Origin of the sequence: Nonomuraea sp. ZG12 (genome assembly GCF_052068115.1) — a bacterium.
Classification (GTDB): Bacteria; Actinomycetota; Actinomycetes; order Streptosporangiales; family Streptosporangiaceae; genus Nonomuraea.
Map to the genome: position 1 here is coordinate 72,832 of NZ_JBQHCW010000023.1, position 18,164 is coordinate 90,995.

At 69.6% G+C, this 18,164-nt stretch carries 16 protein-coding genes; 10 read left to right on the forward strand and 6 right to left on the reverse strand.

The window, feature by feature from the left end:
* Positions 1 to 11: 11 nt before the first annotated feature.
* From ACTMTF_RS38940 to ACTMTF_RS38975, 8 genes are all read left to right on the forward strand, one after another.
* Complete coding sequence (locus ACTMTF_RS38940) at positions 12 to 710, forward strand: class I SAM-dependent methyltransferase (RefSeq protein WP_441115145.1); 699 nt, start codon at positions 12 to 14, stop codon at positions 708 to 710.
* A 42-nt stretch (positions 711 to 752) separates the two neighbouring features.
* On the forward strand, positions 753 to 1,127 hold the full coding sequence (locus ACTMTF_RS38945; protein ID WP_441115146.1) for a MerR family transcriptional regulator: 375 nt from the start codon (positions 753 to 755) through the stop codon (positions 1,125 to 1,127).
* Positions 1,124 to 1,429 carry a thioredoxin gene (gene trxA / locus ACTMTF_RS38950; protein ID WP_441115147.1) on the forward strand — a complete coding sequence of 102 codons (306 nt, stop codon included), beginning with the start codon at positions 1,124 to 1,126 and terminating at the stop codon, positions 1,427 to 1,429. Before ACTMTF_RS38945 ends, trxA begins: the two co-directional genes overlap by 4 nt.
* A 73-nt stretch (positions 1,430 to 1,502) precedes the next feature.
* On the forward strand, positions 1,503 to 3,770 hold the full coding sequence (locus ACTMTF_RS38955; RefSeq protein ID WP_441115148.1) for a M28 family peptidase: 2,268 nt from the start codon (positions 1,503 to 1,505) through the stop codon (positions 3,768 to 3,770).
* A 345-nt stretch (positions 3,771 to 4,115) separates the two neighbouring features.
* Entirely contained in the window at positions 4,116 to 5,522 is a 1,407-nt protein-coding gene (gene radA, locus ACTMTF_RS38960) for a DNA repair protein RadA (RefSeq protein WP_441115149.1), read from the forward strand.
* 242 nt (positions 5,523 to 5,764) lie between these two features.
* Positions 5,765 to 6,655: a hypothetical protein gene (locus ACTMTF_RS38965; protein ID WP_441115150.1), complete on the forward strand. Its 891-nt coding sequence runs from the start codon at positions 5,765 to 5,767 to the stop codon at positions 6,653 to 6,655.
* Positions 6,656 to 6,923: 268 nt separating this feature from the next.
* The gene (gene disA / locus ACTMTF_RS38970) at positions 6,924 to 8,006 is read left to right on the forward strand and encodes a DNA integrity scanning diadenylate cyclase DisA (protein ID WP_441115151.1); all 1,083 of its coding nucleotides are present in this window, start codon (positions 6,924 to 6,926) and stop codon (positions 8,004 to 8,006) included.
* Positions 8,003 to 9,019, forward strand: coding sequence for a tetratricopeptide repeat protein (locus ACTMTF_RS38975; RefSeq protein WP_441115152.1), 1,017 nt, complete (start codon positions 8,003 to 8,005; stop codon positions 9,017 to 9,019). Before disA ends, ACTMTF_RS38975 begins: the two co-directional genes overlap by 4 nt.
* Positions 9,020 to 9,062: 43 nt before the next feature.
* Here the strand turns inward: ACTMTF_RS38975 and ACTMTF_RS38980 are convergent, their stop codons facing one another.
* Positions 9,063 to 9,743: a hypothetical protein gene (locus ACTMTF_RS38980; RefSeq protein WP_441115153.1), complete on the reverse strand. Its 681-nt coding sequence runs from the start codon at positions 9,741 to 9,743 to the stop codon at positions 9,063 to 9,065.
* A 196-nt stretch (positions 9,744 to 9,939) separates the two neighbouring features.
* Between ACTMTF_RS38980 and ACTMTF_RS38985 the strand changes: the two genes are divergently transcribed.
* Positions 9,940 to 10,698 carry an A/G-specific adenine glycosylase gene (locus ACTMTF_RS38985; protein WP_441115196.1) on the forward strand — a complete coding sequence of 253 codons (759 nt, stop codon included), beginning with the start codon at positions 9,940 to 9,942 and terminating at the stop codon, positions 10,696 to 10,698.
* A gap of 24 nt (positions 10,699 to 10,722) precedes the next feature.
* Here ACTMTF_RS38985 and ACTMTF_RS38990 read toward each other — a convergent pair whose 3' ends face one another.
* Positions 10,723 to 11,139 (reverse strand): cupin domain-containing protein, encoded by a 417-nt coding sequence (locus ACTMTF_RS38990; protein ID WP_397014024.1) that lies wholly within the window; start codon positions 11,137 to 11,139, stop codon positions 10,723 to 10,725.
* Between the two features lie 60 nt (positions 11,140 to 11,199).
* Here ACTMTF_RS38990 and ACTMTF_RS38995 point away from each other — a divergent pair, with 60 nt between their 5' ends.
* Positions 11,200 to 11,670 (forward strand): MarR family winged helix-turn-helix transcriptional regulator, encoded by a 471-nt coding sequence (locus ACTMTF_RS38995; RefSeq protein WP_441115154.1) that lies wholly within the window; start codon positions 11,200 to 11,202, stop codon positions 11,668 to 11,670.
* A gap of 6 nt (positions 11,671 to 11,676) precedes the next feature.
* On the opposite strand, the gene ACTMTF_RS39000 is transcribed toward ACTMTF_RS38995, so the two are convergent.
* From ACTMTF_RS39000 to ACTMTF_RS39015, 4 genes are all read right to left on the reverse strand, one after another.
* Positions 11,677 to 12,615, reverse strand: a complete 939-nt coding sequence (locus tag ACTMTF_RS39000; protein ID WP_397014020.1) for a sugar phosphate isomerase/epimerase family protein — start codon at positions 12,613 to 12,615, stop codon at positions 11,677 to 11,679.
* Positions 12,616 to 12,957: 342 nt separating this feature from the next.
* Positions 12,958 to 15,459 carry an ATP-dependent Clp protease ATP-binding subunit gene (locus ACTMTF_RS39005; protein WP_397014018.1) on the reverse strand — a complete coding sequence of 834 codons (2,502 nt, stop codon included), beginning with the start codon at positions 15,457 to 15,459 and terminating at the stop codon, positions 12,958 to 12,960.
* A 1,251-nt stretch (positions 15,460 to 16,710) separates the two neighbouring features.
* Entirely contained in the window at positions 16,711 to 17,043 is a 333-nt protein-coding gene (locus ACTMTF_RS39010) for a histone-like nucleoid-structuring protein Lsr2 (protein WP_441115155.1), read from the reverse strand.
* 517 nt (positions 17,044 to 17,560) lie between these two features.
* Entirely contained in the window at positions 17,561 to 18,049 is a 489-nt protein-coding gene (locus ACTMTF_RS39015) for an RDD family protein (RefSeq protein WP_397014016.1), read from the reverse strand.
* Positions 18,050 to 18,164: the final 115 nt, after the last annotated feature.

The window sequence follows — 18,164 nt, forward strand, 5'->3', positions numbered from 1 at the left end:
ACGGTTGACCCATGCCCAGGATCGCGAGAGGCGCCATTCCGAGCCCGAACATCTGGCACACCCCGCAGGTGTACGAGCTGGAGAACCGGGCCGTCGACCCCGAGGACACGGCTGGCGCGGCCATGCGCGCGCTGCGCTCCTGGGACGGCGCGAACGTGCTCGACATCGGCTGCGGCACCGGCTTCCACCTGCCCGGCTACGCGGCGCGGGCGGCCAAGGTGATCGGCGTGGAGCCGCACGGCGACCTGGTGGCCCTGGCCCGGCGCCGCTGCGCGGCCCTGCCGAACGTCGAGGTGCACGCCGCCACCGCCCAGGACCTGCCGGTCCCGGACGCCTCGGTGGACGTCGCCGTCGCGCGCTGGGCGTACTTCTTCGGTCCCGGCTGCGAGCCGGGACTCCGCGAACTGTCCCGGGTCGTACGGCGCGGCGGCGCGGCCTTCGTGGTCGACCTCGACGCCACCCGAGGGGCGTTCGGCCGGTGGTTCAGCCACACCGTGCCCACCTACTCCGCCGGCGCCGTGGAGGCCTTCTGGGTCCGCCACGGCTGGCAGCGGCAGCCGCTCGACCTGCGAATGGTCTTCCAGAGCAGGGCGGACCTGGAGGCGGTGCTGCGGATCGAGTTCGCGCCCGAGGTCGCCGAGCAGGCCATCGCCGAGACGCCCGGCCTGGAGCTGCCCTACCCGAACGTGCTGCGCTGGCGGCACTTCTGAGGGCTTGACCTTGACGTCGGTGTCAACGTTTAACGTGAAACCATGCGCATCGGAGAGCTGGCCGAACGAACCGGGGTGAGCACTCGCTCACTCCGCTACTACGAGCAGCACGGGCTGCTCAGCGCACGGCGGGGCGCCAACGGCTATCGCCACTACTCCGAGCAGGACGTCCGGCTGGTGTCGGAGATCCGCGCCCTGCTCTCGGTGGGGTTCACGCTCGAGGACACGCGCCCCTTCGTGCACTGCCTGCGTTCCGGGCACAGCACCGGCGGGTCGTGCCCGGAGTCCATCGCCGTCTATCAGCGCAAGCTGACCCAGATCGACCAGGAGATCCGCGTGCTGCTGGCCCGGCGTGCCGAGGTCACCGCCCAGCTCGCCGAATCGTGCCCCGGCTGCTTCGTACGAGGAGAGACATGATCACGCTGACCACCGAGAACTTCGACGAGCAGGTCCTCAAGGCCGGCAAGCCGGTGCTCGTCGACTTCTGGGCGGAGTGGTGCCCACCCTGCCGCATGATCGCGCCCGTACTGCAGGAGATCGAGGCCGAGTACGGCCTGACGGTCGGCAAGCTCAACACCGACGAGAACCCGGAGATGATGGCCCGCTACGGCATCCTGGGCCTGCCGACGCTGCTGCTGTTCGACGGCGGCGAGCCGGTCAAGCAGATCATGGGCGCCAAGCCCAAGCGCATGCTCGTCAACGATCTGGGTTTGGGGTAAACCCTTAGGCTGACCGGCGAAGTCCTCCCCTGGGTTGATCCGCCCGGCCAGGCCGCGCCCTAGCGTTGGGCCCATGACCCGCACCGCCCTGGCCGGCCTGGCGGCGTTGACGGCGGTGCTCGTCGTCGCCCTGCTCGACCTGGCACCCCCCGCGCCCAGCCCGGCCGGCGCCCCCGCCGCGGCCTTCAGCGCCGCCAGGGCGCACGAGCACGTCCGCGCCATCGCCCGCGCCCCGCACCCGGTGGGCACCGCCGAGCACACCCGCGTCCGCGAGCACCTCGTCACCGAGCTCCGCGGCCTCGGCCTGGAGGTCCGCGTCCAGGAAGGCGTCGGCGTCCTCCCCCTGTCCCACGACGGCGTGGTCCCGATGGGCACGATGCGCAACATCGTGGCCGTGCGCCCCGGCACCGCCCCGACCGGGCGCGTCGTCGTCGCCGCCCACTACGACTCCGTGGGCGCCGGACCCGGCGCCTCCGACGACGGCGCCGGCGTGGCCACCATCCTCGAGATCGCGCGGGCCCTGCCCGCCGGCCTGCGCAACGACGTCGTCTTCCTCATCACCGACGGCGAGGAGGAGGGCCTGCTCGGCGCCGAGGCGTTCACCAGGGAGGATCCCCTGGCCAAGGGCACCGTCGTGGTGCTCAACCAGGAGGCCAGGGGCGTCCGCGGCACCGTTCAGATGTTCCGCGCCTCCCCCGGCTCCGCGCCGCTGGTCAGCCTGTACGGCGCGAACGCGCCCCATCTGTCGGCCGACTCGGCCTTCGTGGCGATGCTGAGCGTGCTGCCCAACAACACCGACTTCCACGTCTTCGACGAGGCGGGCTGGCTCGGCCTCGACTCCGCCTTCATCGGCGGCGGGGCCTACTATCACACAGCGCTGGACGACCCCGCCCACCTCGACCTGGGCAGCTTGCAGATGATGGGCGACAACGCGCTCGCCCTCACCCGCACCCTGGCCGGCACCGACCTGACCACGCTCCAATCGGGGGACGAGTCGGTCTACTTCACCCTCCCCGGGGTGCTCGTCCGCTATCCACTCTGGCTGGAGCTGCCCATCGCGGCCGGCGCACTGGCGCTGGCGGCGGCCCTGGCGTGGACGCTGAGACGCCGCGGGCAGGCGTCCCTGCCCCGCATCCTGGCCGGCGCCGGGCTCGCGCTGCTGCCTGTCCTGGGCGCCGCCGCCGCCGGTCTCGCGGTGCTGCCGCTGCTCACCTTGATCAGGCCCGAATACAGCGAGATGCTGACCGGCGATCCCTACCGTCCCTGGCTCTACCAGGCGGCGTTGCTGGTCTTCACGACCGCCGTCGTGCTGGCCTGGCGGCTCGTGCTGCGCCGCGTCGGACCTGTCGCGCTCGCGGCGGGGGCGCTGCTGCTGGTGGCCGTGCTGGGGCTGGTGTTCGCCGCGCTGCTGCGCGGCGGCGCGCACACACTGAGCTGGCCGGCACTGTTCGCCGCACTCGGCTGGCTCGTCTCACTGCGCCTGCGCGGCGCGGGATGGCGTACGGCCGCGCTCATTCTCGGGCTGGCGCCCGCCACGGTCCTGCTCGGCGTCACCGCCGTGGTCACGATGGACGTAGGCCTGGCGATCGGCGGCGTGATCGCGGCCCCGCACTTCGCGCTGCTGCTGATGCTCCTGCTTCCCCTGGTGGAGCGAGAGCGGCCGGGCGCCGCCGAGCCGGTAGACGGGCGAAGTCCCACAGCGGAGGACGCACCGGCGCCCAAGCCTCGCCGGGCCGCCCTCCCGCTGCTCACGGCCGTGGTCGTCACCGTGGGGCTGGTCGCGGCGGGCCTGTTGGTGGATCGCTTCGACGCCGCGCATCCCCGGCAGCACCGCCTCGCCTACGCCATGGACGCCGTCACCGGAGAGGCCGTCTGGGGATCGCGGTCGGAGCCCCCCAGCGCCGACAGCGAGCGCTTCTTCGGCACCGACGCCTGGGCGACCAGACCCGCCCAGGCCGCCGACCGGCGCGCCCCCGAGCTGTCCGTGGTCAAGGACGAGACCACCGGTGGGCACCGCACCCTGACGCTCCGCCTCAAACCGACCGGCGACGCCCCCATCACCGGGCTCGCCATCATGTCCGTCGAAGGAGCGGCGCCCATCTCCGACTCCGCGATCGGCCCCATCACGGTGAACGACCGGCGCATCGGCACGGGGACCGGCTTCGCCTATCACGCCCCACCCGAGGAGCTGGAAGTCACCCTCGTGCTGCCTTCGGGGCCGGCACGGATCCAGGCGTTCGAACAGACCCACAACCTGTCCGCCCTACCTGGCTACCGGCCACCACCCGAGACGATCATCATGTACCCGGAGGCCACCGTCTTCCAGGTGCACACGTTGTGACCACCCCACCGGGCTGCCATCCCGGCTCAGGCTGAACGACGGATACCTCATCCGGCACCGCACGAGAAGCAGCCACCCGCATTAACCACGCCGCACCCGGCGACCTCGGAGGGTCCACCGTCCCAGGGAAAACCCGCGTCTCGGCGATCTAGGGCCACCATTGCGTGGGCCTCGCGCTCGATCCTCGCGGGTCGGGGCATCCCGCACCGCCACCCGACGGCACAGTCCGACGGCCAGGGCGAGGGCCAGGCGAGGGTCACGGTGGGGGCCAGGGTGGGGGCGTTCGCCTGAGCTATGAGTCGGGTCGTAGGCGGATTGTCGGCGGGGACCGCTAGCCTGCTCGGCATGGCCAAGTCAGCGCAGAAGCCCGGATACCGCTGCGCCGAGTGCGGGTGGCGCACCATGAAGTGGGTGGGCCGGTGCGGCGAGTGCCAGGCGTGGGGCACGGTCGACGAGGAAGGCGCACGGGGCGGGGCGCACGTCGTCCAGGCCGGCGCCACGACCGCGCCGGCGATGCCGATCGGCCAGGTCAAGGCGGAGATGGCGGCCGCGCGGACAACCGGCGTGGGTGAGCTCGACCGGGTGCTGGGTGGCGGGCTGGTGCCGGGCGCGGTGGTGCTGCTGGCGGGCGAGCCGGGCATCGGCAAGTCGACGCTTCTGCTGGAGGCGGCGGCCCGCATCGCCGAGCGCGACACCGTTCTCTACGTGACGGGTGAGGAGTCCGCCGCGCAGGTCCGGCTGCGCGCCGACCGCATCGGCGCCATCCGCGACGAGCTCTACCTCGCGGCCGAGACCGATCTTGCGGCCCTGGTCACGCATGTGGAGAAGGTCCAGCCGAAGCTGCTGGTGGTCGACTCCGTGCAGACCGTCGGCTCGGCCCAGGCCACCGGCGTGCCGGGCGGGGTGACGCAGGTGCGCGAGGTGGCCGCCAATCTCGTGCGGCTGGCCAAGGAGCGCAACATGGCCACCGTGCTCGTCGGCCATGTCACCAAAGAGGGCTCGATCGCCGGTCCACGCACCCTGGAGCACCTGGTCGACGTCGTGCTCAGCTTCGAGGGCGACCGCCACTCCCGGCTGCGCATGGTCCGCGCGATCAAGAACCGGTTCGGCCCCACCGACGAGATCGGCTGCTTCGACCTGCATGAGCGCGGCATCGAGGGCATCACCGACCCGAGCGGCCTGTTCGTCTCCCGGCGCAGCGCCCCCGTGCCCGGCACCTGCGTGACCGTCACTGTCGAGGGCACGCGCCCGCTTCCCGCCGAGGTTCAGGCCCTGGTCGCCCGCACCGACGCTCAGCAGCCCCGGCGCACCTCCTCGGGCCTCGACACCTACCGTGTCCAGATGATCCTGGCCGTGCTGGAGCGCAGGCTCAACGCCAGGCTGGGCGGCTGCGACGTGTTCACGGCCACGGTCGGCGGCATCAAGCTGGCCGACCCGGCCGTCGACCTGTCGGTGATGCTCGCGGTGGCCAGCGCGGCCGGCGACAAGCCGCTCCCCGCCGGCCTGGTGGCGCTCGGCGAGGTCGGGCTGGCCGGAGAGCTACGCCCGGTCAAGGACGTACGCAGACGCCTGACGGAGGCGGCGAGACTCGGCTTCAAACGCGCCCTGGTCCCCGCGGGCTCCCTCGACCAGGGCACCCAGAAGCGCAACGGCCAGCGCTCCCTCGTCCCGGTGGGACCGGTCGCGTTCGCCCCGGGCTTCGAGGTGATGGAGGCGGAAAACGTATGGGACGCCCTCACCCACGTCACCTGACGTCCAGGACAGGACCCCGCACCAACGCTCTGCGCGATCTCGGCCCAGCGGGCACGGGGCGTTCGAGGCACAGGCGGCATCAGACGCCGAGTGGCCTATGACCCCTGAGACGCGAAACCGTCCAGACACCGGCAGGGCAGGCGTTGACGGGTTTCGGCCGGGAAGGCTTTGTGCCAGGTCAACACCTGGAGATGGCTGATCCGTACAAGACCTGAGACTGGGCGGGGAGGGACGATGGGCGCATGAACATGGACCTTTCCGCGGCCGATTCGTTCATGGCCACGCACGCGCGTGTCCTGGATCGTCGCCGCTTCGAGCTGCTGATGCACCGGACGACAGACCCCGCCGCCGTTCTGGCCGCCCTGGACGGCTACCGCAACGCCGACGGCGGGTACGGGTGGGGCTTGGAGCCGGACCTCCGTTCGCCGGAGAGCCAGCCGGGGGCTGCCCTGCATGCGTTCGAGGTGTTCGAGGACATCGGTCCGGTCAGGGCGCCGCAGGCCGTGGCGCTGTGCGACTGGCTGGAGTCGGTGTCCCTGCCCGATGGAGGGCTGCCCTTCGCGCTGCCTCTCAGCATCCCCGCCGGCACCGCGCCCTGGTGGCAGGGCGCCGACCCCACCGTGTCGGCGCTCCAGATCACCTCCGTGACGGCCGCCGCGGCCTGGCGCGTCGCCGCCCACGACCCGGCGGTGGCCGCGCACCCCTGGCTGGAGCGGGCCACCCGCTACTGCCTGACCGCGATCGAGGCGCTCGATCAGGCGCCGGCCGCGTACGTGCTGGCCTTCGCGGTGCGCTTCCTCGACGTCGTGCACGACAGCCGGCCAGAAGCGGCGAACCTCCTGCGCCACCTCAGCGCGTACGTGCCCGAGGACGGCCGGGTGCGGGTCGAGGGCGGCACCGAGAGCGAGACGCTCCACCCGCTCGACCTCGCGCCGTACCCTGACCGGCCGGCCCGGGAGCTGTTCGCGCCCAAGGTGATCGACGCCGACCTCGACCGCCTCGCCGCCCTGCAGCAGGACGACGGCGGCTGGATCGTCGACTACGCCACGATCTCCCCGGCGGGCTCCCTGGACTGGCGGGGCCACACCACGATCCACGCCATCGACCTGCTCCGCCGCAACGGCAGAAGCTGATCGAGCGGTCGCCGCAACCCGAGGGGCCTACGCACACAGGATCCGCCGTCGGACAGGCAGGTCCTCTGGCCTGCGGCCGAACCCCGTACGCCGTCATCAAGCTCTGTAGCCGGGAAACAGCCCACGATGGGCGATATGTCACGATGTCGCGACCTTCGCGGGCACTTCTCCCATCGAAGGAGTCACCTCTGGAATCCTCGACCTGAGGCGGAGGTGGACCTCAGCCGACACGGCTAAGCTGAGTTTGACGATTGGACACGGGGGTCAGGTGCCTAACGACAGGAGTCTTGACGACCGCCGTCGCGAAGCCCTGGCGGCGGTAGCCCCGGGCACACCGCTGCGCGACGGCCTGGAGCGGATCCTGCGGGGTCAGACCGGTGGGCTGATCGTGCTCGGCCACAACAGGGTCGTCGAGCAGGTCTGCAGTGGCGGCTTCGAGCTGGACGTGGAGTTCTCGGCCACGCGGCTGCGCGAGCTGGCGAAGATGGACGGCGCGATCGTGATCAGTGACGAACACAGGATCGTACGCGCTGCCGTGCATCTCGTCCCCGACCCGGCGATCCCGACCGACGAGTCCGGCACCCGTCACCGCACCGCCCAGCGCGTGGCCAAGGAGACCGGCCTGCCGATCATCGCGATCAGCAAGTCCATGCGGATCATCGCCCTCTACCTCGACGGCATCCGTTATGTGCTGGAGGAGCCGGCGGTCATCATGTCCAAGGCCAACCAGGCCCTGGCCACGCTCGAACGCTACAAGCACCGCCTGGACGAGGTGTCCGGCACGCTGTCCGCGCTGGAGATCGAGGACCTGGTGACGGTCCGCGACGTGTCGGCGGTGGCGCAGCGGCTGGAGATGGTCCGGCGCATCTCCGACGAGATCAAGGGCTACGTGGTCGAGCTGGGCACCGACGGCAGGCTGCTGTCGCTGCAGCTCGACGAGCTGGTCGCGGGCGTCGACTCCGAGCGTGAGCTGGTGGTGCGCGACTATCTCCCGGCGGCGGCGGGCCGTCGGCAGCGCCGCCTCGCGGAGTCCCTGCAAGAGCTGGACGCCCTGTCGGGCAGCGAGCTGCTGGACCTGTCGATGGTGGCCAACGTGCTGGGCCACCACGGCGGCGACACCCTCGACAGCCCGGTCAGCCCGCGCGGCTTCCGCCTGCTGGCCAAGGTTCCCCGCCTGCCCGCCACCGTCGTCGACCGCCTGGTCAACCACTTCGGCAGCCTGCAGAAGCTCCTTGCGGCCAGCATCGACGACCTGCAGGCCGTGGGCGGCGTCGGCGAGTCCCGCGCACGCAGCGTCCGCGAGGGCCTCTCCCGCCTCGCGGAGTCCTCCATCCTCGAGCGTTACGTGTGATCCCCGCGGCGGTCAGATACGGCGAGAAGCTGTTCTTCCTCGATGACCACGCCAAGGCCGAGATCGTCCTGCGTGAGGCGCTCGCACGAGGCGACGAGGGAGCCCAGGACTGGCTCTGCGACGTCCTGATCGCCACCGAGCGCCCGGTGGAGGCCGCCCTGCTGATGGAAGAACATCCAAACAGGGCACTGCGTGCGGCGGCCATCTGGGCCGACATCGTGGGCGACCGGGAGCGCGCCGATGAGTGGTACAGGAAGGCCGTCGACGGCGACGAGCCCGGCGCGCTCAACGACTACGGCGCCTTCCTCAGCGAGGACGACGCGCGCCTGGGGGAAGCCGAGGAGCTGTTGCGCCGGGCCGCCGAACGGGGGGACGCGCTGGCGTACAGCAATCTCGGAGCGATGGAGCTCGACCGCGGCGACCCGGAGTCGGCGGCCGTCTGGCTGCGCAAGGGGCTGGAGATCGAGGACCAGGCGGGCTCCACCGCCGTGCTGCGGCTGGCCGACGCCGTAGAGCGGATCGGCGACCTGGAGGCCGCCCGCGTGCTCTACGACCGCGCCGTCGCCGAGGACCTGGAGGACGCGTACCTCATGCGTGCCAGATTCCTCGCCGACCAGGGCGAAGCCGACGCGGCGGAGGCCGACTTCCAGGCGGGCCTGGCCCGCGACGAGGAGGGCGCCCACTACTACTACGGCGAGTTTCTGGTGGCGCGCGACCGGGCGGACGAGGCGGTCGGCCACCTCCACCAGGCCGTCGAGGACGGCTCGGACGCCGCGCACGAACTGCTGGGCCTGATCCACCAGAAGAACCACGCCTTCCAGGCGGCCGAGGAGCACTTCAAGGAGAGCATCGCCGCCGGGTGGCTGAGCGCCGTGTACGCGTACGCGGAGATGCTCAGGCAGGAGGGCCGTGGTGCTGAGGTCGCCGCGCTGGCGGCGGACGCCGAGCGCCTCGGGGCCACTCCCGGACGGCTTCGCGAGCTTACCGGTCAGCGCAACGAGCTGACCGGCTGAACGCAGCAGCGAGCCGACCGGTCAGACGCAGCGAGGTGGCCGGTCAGCGCAGGTGGAAGACTCCCTTCGGGCTTTTGAGCTTGCCCATGCGCGCCACCGCGACGTACGTGCCGGGCAGGGCGTTCGGCGGGTCGGCGCGGCAGTCGCCGCTGGAGCGGCGGCGGTCCCAGTCGAGCGAGCGGACGTAGGGAACGCCGCGCTGCAGCTCCTTGACCTCGACCCCGGCGCCGCTGACGCAGTCGGAGGTGGACCAGATCCGGTCCTCGCCCGAGGTGATCCGGATCTCCATGGCCCGCGGGCCCACGTCCGTCTTGCACATGACCGGGCCGGTGTTCACGACCGTGATGAGGAAGTTGGGGCGGGCGCCTCCGGCGTAGATCTCCTGCTTGCCCTGGAGGCCGATCACCAGGTTCGCCTCGGCGCAGGGCTCGCCGGCGCGGTGCGTCTGCGCCTCGGGGGTGGCCTTGGTGACACTCGGCTTGGGCGTGGGGCTGGCCGTGCCCATGGCGAGAGTGCGCAGTCCGGCGAGCAGCGGATCGGTGGCGGGCGTGGGGCTCTGCGAGGACTGGGCGCTGGACGGGCGCTCGGGCCCGGTCGAGCCGCTGGAGCACGCCCAGGCCACCACGGCCACCACCACAAGCACCCCGACCAGTACGCTCATGCGCCGCCGCCAGTAGACGTCGCCTCCGAATCCAGGGTCGCCAGGCATCGTATCCGGGTCCATGAGCACAGCATGTTTAATCGGCTGGCCACTCAGCGTGACGACACGCCGCGCCTTGCCATCTCCACATACGCTAGGGCGCGTGCTTGAGCCGAAACTCCTACACCTTCCCATTCTGGATTGGTACGAAAACAACGCCCGGGAACTCCCTTGGCGTGCCGGCGATTCGACCCCCTGGGGCGTGCTCGTCAGCGAGATCATGCTGCAGCAGACCCCGGTCGCCAGAGTGCTGCCGGTGTGGCTCGAATGGATGGCGCGCTGGCCCACTCCCAAGGCGCTGGCGGCCGAGCCTCCCGGTGAGGCCGTCCGCCACTGGGGCAGGCTCGGCTACCCGCGCCGGGCGCTGCGGCTGCACGCCTGCGCCAAGGCCATCGTGGCGGAGCACGACGGTCAGGTGCCGTCGGACCACGCGACGCTGCTGGGCCTGCCCGGCATCGGCGACTACACCGCCGCCGCCGTAGCGAGCTTCGCCTACGGCGGACGGCACGCGGTGCTGGACACCAACGTCCGCCGGGTGTTCGCGCGGGCGGTGCGGGCCGAGGAGTATCCCCCCACCGCCACGTCGGCCGCCGAGCGCCGGTTGGCCGAGGCGCTCCTGCCGGAGCTCGGCGCCGCTCGCTGGGGAGTCGCCGTGATGGAGCTGGGCGCCCTGGTCTGTACGGCCCGCAGCCCGCGATGCGCCGACTGCCCGATCGTCGGGGCGTGTGCGTGGCGCCTGGCCGGCAAGCCTCCGCACGCGGGCCCGGCGCGCAAGGGTCAGACGTACGCGGGCACCGACCGCCAGTGCCGGGGCCGTCTGCTGGCGGTGCTGCGCTCGGCGCACGGCCCGGTGCCCAAGGCGGCACTCGACGCGGTGTGGGACGAGCCCGTACAGCGCGAACGCGCCCTCGACGGCCTCATCACCGACGGCCTCGCCGAGCACCTGGACGACGGCACCTACCGCCTCCCTCACGCCTGAGAGCGGCGGCAGGTCCCGCCACGGTCAGCACGCCCAGGGCAGCGGCATCCGCTCGGTCCCTTCGGGGACCAGGTCACAGGCGCCGTCGGCCACGAGGCCGCCCGGGTTGTAGACCTGCACGCCGGCGGGAGCGGCCACGATCGCGGTGAAGCCGCGCTCGGCGTCCGCGAACAGCTGCCGCAACACGTCCGCTGCGAGCACCAGGGTGTCCCCTGCGGCCACCTCGAACCGTTCGCGTCCCACTTGCACGGCACACGCACCGTCCAGCCAGGTCCACACCGACTCGCGGTCGAAGGCGTGCAGCGGCCCCGCCATCCCCGGCAGGGCGTCCACCCGCCACACCGACTGTCCGGCCTCGCCCTGGGTGGGCGAGGCAAGGGTGGTCATGACGCCGTTGGGCGTCTCGATCCTGCGGGCTTGCGCGTCACGAATGACAGTCATGGCCGTCCTCCACTAAGATAGACAATGTTGTTGTCTAGATAGTGAACCAGGTTGTCTATCGTGTCAAGCGAGTCCCCCGGCTTCGAGCTGCCCCTGCGCCTCCTCATGGCCTTCCGCGTCCTGATCGACGAGCTCCACGCCGAGCTCGGCCGCCAGGGACACCCCGACATCCGCCCCATGTACGGCTTCGTCATGCAGGCCATCGGCCCCCACGGCACGACGGCCGTCGAACTCGGCCGCATCCTCGGCGTCACCAAGCAGGCAGCGGGCAAGACCATCGAGACCCTGGAAAGGATCGGCTACGTCCAGCGCACCCCCGACCCCGACGACACCAGACGCAAGCTCGTCCGCCTGACCCCCTACGGCCTGGACGCCCTCGCCCGCTCCGCCCGCATCTTCGACGAGCTGCGCGCCAACTGGGCCGCCGAGCTGGGCGAGGACCGCCTCCACGCCCTGGAGTCCGACCTGCGCAAGATGACCCCCGCCACCCTCTGGCGGCTCGACACGCCCGGCTGGTTCGGCACCCTGTGACCGGCGTCAGGCGGCCAGCTGAAGGCCCAGGCTGCTGAGGTTGGTGCGGGCCCAGTCGAGCTCCTGGGCCAGGAGCGACACCAGGGCGCCGGGGCCCTTGGCACGGCCAGGAACCATCAGGTTGTGCGTCTCGACCTCGATGTGGGCGCTGCCGTTCACCGCGCCGGCCAGCATCGCCGTGAGGGTGTCGTGGAGCACGGCTCCGGTGTTGAGCGTGTCGCCGGCGTGGTTGTGGACGTGGCCCAGCTTGACCACCGGCGCACCGCCCTTGGCCAGGCCGCGCAGGGCCTGACCGGGCTCCTCGGAGCCGCAGGCGAGGTGACAGGCGTCCAGGCAGACGCCCAGGTGCTCGGAGTCGATGCCGCCCACGCGCTCCAGCGCCTGCTCGGTCGTCTCCAGCACGCAACCGGGCCACGGCTCGAAGCCGACCCTGATGGTCTTGCCGGTGACGCTGTAGATGCCGCGCAGCTCGCGGGCCAGCCGCTCCAGCCGCCGGGTGGCGATGGAGTGGAGGTCGGCGGGCCAGTCACGACGCCAGCCGATCGGTATGGTGGAAATGCTGCCGAACCGTACGTCCTCGGGCAGCAGGAACGCCAGGATCTTGGCCAGCGCCATCGTGTACCGGTAGCGCTCCGGCTTGGCCCAGTCGGGGCCCGGCACCTCCTGGTTGCGGCCGCCGGTGCCGTTGAGGCTGACGACCTCCAGGCCGCGCTCCTCCAGCGAGCGGCGCAGCCGTACCAGCTCGATGCGGTCGGCGGTGAGGTGGTCGGCCACAGTGGGCGACAGCCACAGGCCGACGCCCATCCGGTCCACGCCGAGCCGCTTGCGCACCGGCACGGCGTAGCGGGTCAGGTGGGCGATCAGGTTCTCCAGGTCCTCAGCGGGGTGAACGCCTGCGTTGTAGGCGAGGTGAACGAGCGTTCCGTCAACGTGACGCAGGCGCATCGGTGTCCTCCACGGCTTGCATTGGTTGTCCCCTCGCCCGCTTGAGGCTCGTGCGGACCCTGTTGAGCATGGCTGCCCACGGGTGGCGCACGCGTCCGCCCTGAGTTGATTTCGTACTACTCCCCCGGGAGCAGTCCCCACCGTAAAAGCGCACTCTTGCGGCTGGCTTGGACAGGACTTGGCGAAGCTCTACGCAGTGTAGTACTACTTTCGGTGGCGCGTACAGCCGTACTGCCAACAATTCGGCAACGGCCGCTGTGAAATGGCAGGCACCACCCCCGGACAGCAGAAAACCCCTCGTGTTGACCACGAGGGGTTTTCTGCGCCTTGGCGCTCGGACCGTCAGCTCTGGATCGAACCGGCGATCGCCGCGGCCGAGTCGGGAACCACCGGGACGTCCTCGCCCACGAAGAGGAACTTGGCGTTGTCGCCCTCGCCCTCGATCGTGACCTTGACGACCTGCCCCGGACGGAGCTCGCCGTAGAGGATCTTCTCCGACAGGGAGTCCTCAAGCTCGCGCTGGATGGTACGGCGCAGCGGCCGCGCACCCATGACCGGGTCGTAACCGCGGTCGGCCAGCAGCTGCTTGGCGTCGGGCGAGACGTCGAGCCCCATGTCGCGGTCCTTCAGGCGAGCGTCCACCTGGGCGAGCATCAGATCCACGATCTTGATGATCTCGTTCGGCGTCAGCTGGTGGAAGACCACGATGTCGTCGACACGGTTGAGGAACTCGGGCCGGAAGTGCTGCTTGAGCTCTTCCTGGACCTTCGACTTCATCCGGTCGTAGTTGGAGTCGGCGTCGTTGGACTTCGCGAACCCGACCCCGATGCCCTTGGAGATGTCCCGGGTGCCGAGGTTGGTGGTCATGATGATGACCGTGTTCTTGAAGTCGACCACCCGGCCCTGGGCGTCGGTCAGGCGACCGTCTTCCAGGATCTGCAGCAGCGAGTTGAAGATGTCGGGGTGGGCCTTCTCGATCTCGTCGAACAGGACCACGGAGAACGGCTTGCGCCGCACCTTCTCGGTGAGCTGACCGCCCTCTTCGTAGCCGACGTAGCCGGGAGGCGAGCCGAACAGCCTGGAGACGGTGTGCTTCTCCATGAACTCCGACATGTCGAGGCTGATCAGAGCGTCTTCGTCGCCGAAGAGGAACTCCGCCAGAGCCTTGGACAGCTCGGTCTTACCGACACCGGACGGGCCGGCGAAGATGAACGAGCCGCCGGGACGCCGCGGGTCCTTCAGACCGGCGCGGGTGCGCCGGATGGACCGCGACAGGCCCTTGATGGCGTCGTCCTGGCCGATGATCCGCTTGTGGAGCTCGTCCTCCATGCGGAGCAGGCGCTGCGACTCCTCCTCGGTCAGCTTGAAGACCGGGATGCCGGTGGCCGTCGCCAGGACCTCAGCGATGAGCTCCTCGGTGACCTCGGCCACGACGTCCATGTCGCCGGCCTTCCACTCCTTCTCCCGCCGCTCGCGCTTGAGCTGGAGCTGCTTCTCCTGGTCGCGGAGGGCAGCCGCCTTCTCGAAGTCCTGCGCGTCGATCGCGGACTCCTTGTCGCGACGGACGTTGGCGATCTTCTCGTCGTACTCGCGCAGGTCCGGCGGAGCGGTCATCCGGCGGATGCGCATCCGGGAACCGGCCTCGTCGATGAGGTCGATCGCCTTGTCGGGAAGGTAACGGTCGCTGATGTAGCGGTCGGCCAGCTGCGCGGCGGCGACCAGCGCGCCATCGGTGATGGAGACCCGGTGGTGCGCCTCGTAACGGTCGCGCAGACCCTTGAGGATCTCGATCGTGTGGCTGAGCGAGGGCTCGGCCACCTGGATCGGCTGGAACCGGCGCTCGAGAGCGGCGTCCTTCTCGAGGTACTTGCGGTATTCGTCGAGCGTGGTGGCGCCGATGGTCTGCAGCTCACCGCGGGCCAGCATCGGCTTGAGGATGCTGGCGGCGTCGATCGCGCCCTCGGCGGCGCCCGCACCCACGAGCGTGTGCAGCTCGTCGATGAACAGGATGATGTCGCCGCGCGTGCGGATCTCCTTGAGCACCTTCTTCAGGCGCTCTTCGAAGTCGCCGCGGTAACGCGAGCCGGCGACCAGAGCACCGAGGTCAAGCGTGTAGAGCTGCTTGTCCTTCAGCGTCTCGGGCACCTCGCCCCTGACGATCTTCTGCGACAGGCCCTCGACGACGGCGGTCTTGCCGACGCCGGGCTCGCCGATCAGCACCGGGTTGTTCTTGGTCCTCCGGGAGAGGACCTGCATGACCCGCTCGATCTCCTTCTCACGGCCGATGACCGGATCCAGCTTGCCCTCGCGGGCGGCCTGGGTCAGGTTGCGGCCGAACTGGTCGAGCACCAGGGAGGTCGACGGGGCCGACTCCTGCGGGCCACCCGCGGCGGCCGGCTCCTTGCCCTGGTAACCGTGGAGCAACTGGATGACCTGCTGCCGCACACGGTTGAGATCGGCTCCAAGCTTGACCAGCACCTGGGCGGCCACACCCTCACCCTCACGGATGAGCCCGAGCAGGATGTGCTCGGTGCCGATGTAGTTGTGGCCCAGCTGCAAAGCCTCACGGAGCGACAGCTCGAGGACCTTCTTGGCCCGCGGGGTGAACGGAATGTGCCCCGACGGAGCCGACTGGCCCTGGCCGATGATCTCCTCGACCTGCTGACGCACACCCTCAAGGCTGATGCCCAGGCTCTCCAGAGCCTTGGCGGCTACGCCCTCACCTTCGTGGATCAAGCCAAGAAGAATGTGCTCAGTGCCGATGTAGTTGTGGTTGAGCATCCTGGCCTCTTCTTGGGCCAAGACGACAACACGCCTCGCTCGGTCGGTGAACCTCTCGAACATCTCGTCGCTCCTCACAGAGCGGTCAGTCAGGCCGGTTAATCCGGTCCCGTCATCCCGCATGCTAGCCCTGGCTCGGCAAACCTTGCCCTCTGCCGCTGACACGCTCTATAGCAGACACGTTCCCCGAGAGCAGGGCCTTCACCCTCTATCCAACTACCGTTCGGGGGTGACGTGTTCCCGATACGCCGCAAGCGAACGATGTTTAGGGCGCTCGCCTGAAGTGGGTCTAATTCCTCGGTGACGGCGCGGGCAGATCGGCACGGATCCACTGTCGGACGCCGTGGCGGGCCGGCCCAGGCCGCCTTCGCCCACTCATCCACGCACCGCGGCCGTAACTCTTACCCGGTCATCGTATGTGCTGGTGCAAACGCAGGCCAAGCGGCCGTGCAACGTATCACCCAGGGCGTAATCGCGGAGGGTCCGGTCAGGATCGTTACCGGTGGCGCCCCGGCGGCGTACCGGGCCGCGCGTTGGCCTGGATTACGGGACCTCCGCGTTCAGGCCAGGGGGTTGATTACCGGACCGCCCGCGCACAGGGCCGGGTGGATTAGCGGACCGCTCGCGTACAGACGAGGGGTGTGGATTACGGGACCGCCCGCGTACAGGGGGCGTGGATTTCAGGATCGCCGCGTACGGGGGCCGGGCGGTGGATACAGGACCGCCGTGTACGGGCCGGGGCGCCGTTTTCAGGACCGCCGTGTACGGGCTTGGGCGTGGATTTCAGGACCACCGCGTACGGGCCGGGGGAACGTGCGCCTAAACGGGCGGGAGGGAATGAGCGCGGCGGAGTGGCGTCGCGAGCCTCTTGGGGCGGCGGTGCGCCTGAACGGCTTCACGTGAAACAGTCCGCCGCGACGCGCCGGGAGAACGCCGGCGTGGGAACGCTTCCATGCCGGACTCTTCCACGAACCGGATCACCACGCGCGCCATAACGCGATCACCGTGAAGATCGGACGTGCCAGCATAACGCCGAATCCCGCCACCCCGGCACGGCCGGCCGGGGAAGCGGGAGCGTCAGGATGTCAGGCGGGGAAAGGTGGGGGCTCCAGGCAGCAGATCAACAAATGGCCGCCCATTCGCCGACGGCCCGCACCGCACCGTCGGGAAACACCGGCCCAAATGCCGAAGAATCAGAAGATCAACCCGGGAAACGTCCACTATTTGAGATTCGCCCCAAAATGATCATGCGCTTATGGCGGTCGCCGGGGTCCTAGGCGATCGGCATAAGCGCATGGTCGGGGAGTCGGCTCCTTAGTGGGCCGCCTCGTACTTCTCTACGACGGTGGAGGCGATACGGCCTCGCTCGCTGACCGGCAGGCCATGGGCCTTGGCCCACTGCCGGATCTCAGCGCTCTTCTCGCGGCTCATCGCACGCTGCCCGCCGCGTCCGCGACGGCGCGCCGATACGGCACCTGCCCGGCGAGCGTGCTGCACGAAAGGCGTGAGGGAGTCCCTCAGCTTCTTGGCGTTAAGGTCGCTGAGGTCAATCTCATAGGTGGAGCCGTCAATAGCGAAGCTGACCGTCTCATTGGCCTCGCCCCCATCGAGGTCATCGATGAGAATCTCCTGGATCTGCTTGGCCATCTACGCAATCCTTTCCCGGAGCATTGTTTCATTCGCCTGAGCCAAACATATACCCGGAAAGGCGTTAAGACAATTCAGAGCTGCAGTGATTCGCTGAGCCGCTGATCAGTTGTGGTTCTCGGCCTGATCCTGGCGGTTTGGACGCCGTCCGGCGCCCTCGGAGCGCACCAACTTCACCACGCCAAAGATGAAGGCGCCGCCCACGACGACAGGTGGGATGAGCGCCGACAATACGTCTGTTACGGCTTGCATTCGTCCTCGTCTCCACAGCGGACCGGGGTTTCAGGGGCGTTTATACACACGTCGCGGGAGAGCTGGGGCCACCCGGCCCTCATGTCACCCGAGGTGAGAGCACCGCCCGCACCCGACCATAGCGGCACACCGATGCCCACAGCCCGGCAGGGGGCACCAACATCCGGCAACCCGGACGTCCATAGCCTAATGCCAGTCTCTCCAGGCTCCTTACCGGATCAAGCGGAAAATTTTGTGAAAAGCCATCGAGCCAGGTACGAGTGGCTCAACGAAGATCTTTGACCACCAGCGTTCCCGCGAGTCTGTCATGCGGCCCACGCTGGAGTGGCTTGTCGATCAAGATGAGCAGACCGACGCCGAACACGAACATTCCGGCCAGCAGATTGACCACCGGAATGCCCATCACCATAGCGGGCGCCGGATAGAGCAGGGCTCGTTTGAGCCGCTCACGCGGCGGAAGGTCGCCCGGCGCAACCCGAATCTTCATGATCGCCTTCCCGAACGTGCGCCCGCCTCGGGAAAGTTGACGCCAGTCGTAGGCCGTATATGCCAGCCCCGCGAGCACCCAAGCGAACACCCCGGGCAAACGTCCCTCGAACGCGTCCAGAACCCCGACAGTTCGGAAGATGCCCCATAGCGCAATGAACAGAATGTAATAGAAGACGCCGAAGACGAGCGCTTCAATGAGCCTGGCGACGAGTCGTTCCCACCATTCAGCGGGCATCAGGTCCACCTGCGGCGGTGTCCCGGCCATAACCTCACCTCACCCCATCGCAGGCCCGTCAGAGCCTTGCAGGGCCCATTCTGGTACCGGATCGAGGCACAAAACAGGGGCCGACGGGATGCCGGCCCCTGTTGCGCGTGGTCTG